The sequence below is a fragment of the Desulfurococcus sp. genome (assembly GCF_049970475.1).
Classification (GTDB): domain Archaea; phylum Thermoproteota; class Thermoprotei_A; order Sulfolobales; family Desulfurococcaceae; genus Desulfurococcus; species Desulfurococcus amylolyticus.
Genome location: NZ_JBMFMW010000136.1, coordinates 1 through 2,293, shown reverse-complemented (window position 1 = coordinate 2,293; position 2,293 = coordinate 1). Strand labels below are relative to the sequence as shown.

2 protein-coding genes are annotated in these 2,293 nt (G+C 44.7%); both read left to right on the top strand.

All coding sequences use genetic code 11. From position 1 onward, the window contains the following. A partial coding sequence (locus ACP5N5_RS06690) for an ABC transporter ATP-binding protein (protein WP_428134345.1) occupies window positions 1-774 on the top strand: 774 nt, incomplete at its 5' end. Further along, window positions 771-2,293, top strand: a 1,523-nt coding sequence (locus ACP5N5_RS06685; protein ID WP_428134341.1) for an ABC transporter permease, incomplete at its 3' end; no start/stop codon positions are given. The genes ACP5N5_RS06690 and ACP5N5_RS06685, both read left to right, overlap by 4 nt.

The following is a 2,293-nucleotide window of genomic DNA, read 5'->3' as shown; positions in this document are numbered from 1 at the left end:
ATAGTAGGTGTCTTAAACCCAGACAGCGGCGATGTGATCGTGGATGGATACAGCGTGCTCAGAGATAAGAGGAGGGCTTCAGAGAGGGTTGGATGGGTTCCCGAGCTACCAATCTTCGAGACAGAGTTTAAGGCGCTGGACTACTTCGTTTATCTGGCAGGCTACCATGGCTTAAGCAGAAGCGAAGCCGTTAAACTAGGTAAAGAGCTACTTGGTAGGATGGGGCTGGAGGATGCTATGAATAAGAGACTCTCAGAGTACTCGCAGGGGATGAAGAAGAGGTTTGCGCTGGCTGTATCGTTGATAAGTAATCCGCCCAACATAGTATTCGATGAGGTGTTAAATGGCCTGGATCCACAGGGGATAGCCTTCTTCAGAGAGCTTACACATGAGTTCAAGAGGGAGAATAAAGCTGTATTATTCTCCTCGCATATACTGAAGGAGGTTGAACAGTTAGCCGATAAAGTAGTGTTTATACATAAGGGTAGGATAATAGGCATATACACAGTAGAGGAGATAACCAGGCTCGCGAAGCCAAGCTTGAAGATAAGGGTTTCAAGCAATCTTGAGGAAGCGGTCAAGATACTGAGCAACTATGGTGAAGTAATAGCCGGAGACATGGAGGCAACTATTAAAATAAACCATGGAGTTAGCCCGGAGGAAATAGTGAGCGAGCTCGTAAAGAGAAACATCGGAGTCAAGGAGTTCAGAAGCGAGGAAAGGGATCTCGAAACATTTTTCTTCGAGTTAATAAAGGAGGCTGAGAAACAGTGAAACCCTTTATCTACGACTTCAAGAGAGCACTATTCAGAAAGGCAACCATGGTGACACTAGTCTTATTCCTAGTTGCTGGGTTAGGGTTAACATATATCTCAGCACAACAGATGATAACAGGGAGTCTAAACCTCCTTTATAATGGAGTAGTACTCTTTAGACTAGACACGATGGGTCGGAAACTCGAAGTGATCGGCGGGGTATATGATAACGAACTCAACCCAGCCAATATAGAGCTGTCGCTCAGCCTATCCACTATATCCGGGTATAGTTCAGGCTGGAAGACTATAGACCTTGGAAGATATCAGTTAACAGGGGAGACTAGACTAGAGATCCCAATCCCAGGCGAGATAGTAGAAACACCTGAACCAGGTATGAAAGTTGCTCTCAGAGCAGTGATTACCAGGGTAAGGGTTGGAACCCTGGATATATCACACCTAAATGAACCCTTACCTACTTTATTTCTAGACAACGTCGTAAATAATACCCCAGTATATGGAGGCTGTATATTCCTAGGCCATAAGGGTTCACACATATCGATAGACTCCCATATTAATGTATGCATGAATATAGCTTCAGCCAGGGATAGGCTCTACCTCATAATGGGTTCCCCACAGCTACCGGTTAAGCCGTTACAGGTATACTATAATATATCAGTAGCCGAACTTGTATCAGTCACCTCATCAATAAACGTTGGAATTGTTAACTTGACGGGCATGAAGTACCTAGGCGATATAAGCGATGACATGAGGATATATGTGTTCCCGATAGAACTGGGAGATGTCTCCAGGCATCAGTTCCTAAACGTCTCCTGGGCAGTGGTGACAAGCAATGGCGAGATTCGAGGGGGAAGCGGTAATATAATCGTAAATATGGGGGAGACTGCAAGAGGTGCCATAACAAGCTACATAGGTAGTACAGGTTTATCCCTCTTCGCCCTCTTATTCCCCGTTGTAATGCTCTACCTAGGCTACGTCTTAATAGCTAAGCCGAAGAGCCAGGGCGCTTTGGAGTTCATTCTTGCGAGGCCTATTACAAGAGCAGACCTATACATGACCCGATACATTGCAGGTATACTGGTAGCCTTAACTGCACCACTTTTATTCATCACAACGCTGTATGCTGGGGTATACGTGGTTATGCGGGTATTGCTTAGCCCGCAGGACATGCTGTTATTCTACCTGGGTATAGCTGGATCCCTGGTGGTCTTCTATACTTTATGCTACTATATAGCTGTAGAGTTCAAGGGCACCTCATACCTAGCCCTCGCAATAACATTATACTTGTTCTTCCTAATAGGGCTTCAGATAGTAGGCATGATACTAGCATTCACAATAGGGCATACAACAAACATAGATGAGATAATAAAGACCCAGTATAGGCTGTACTACTTTAGCCCGTTTGGATTCACAAACCTGGTTTCAGCACTAATACAATACAATTACAGGGTGCTAGGGGAAATAATTCTAGAGAGAGCTTCAGAGACTAAAGCGGCTCTCTTCATTCTCTCAAAATCCTT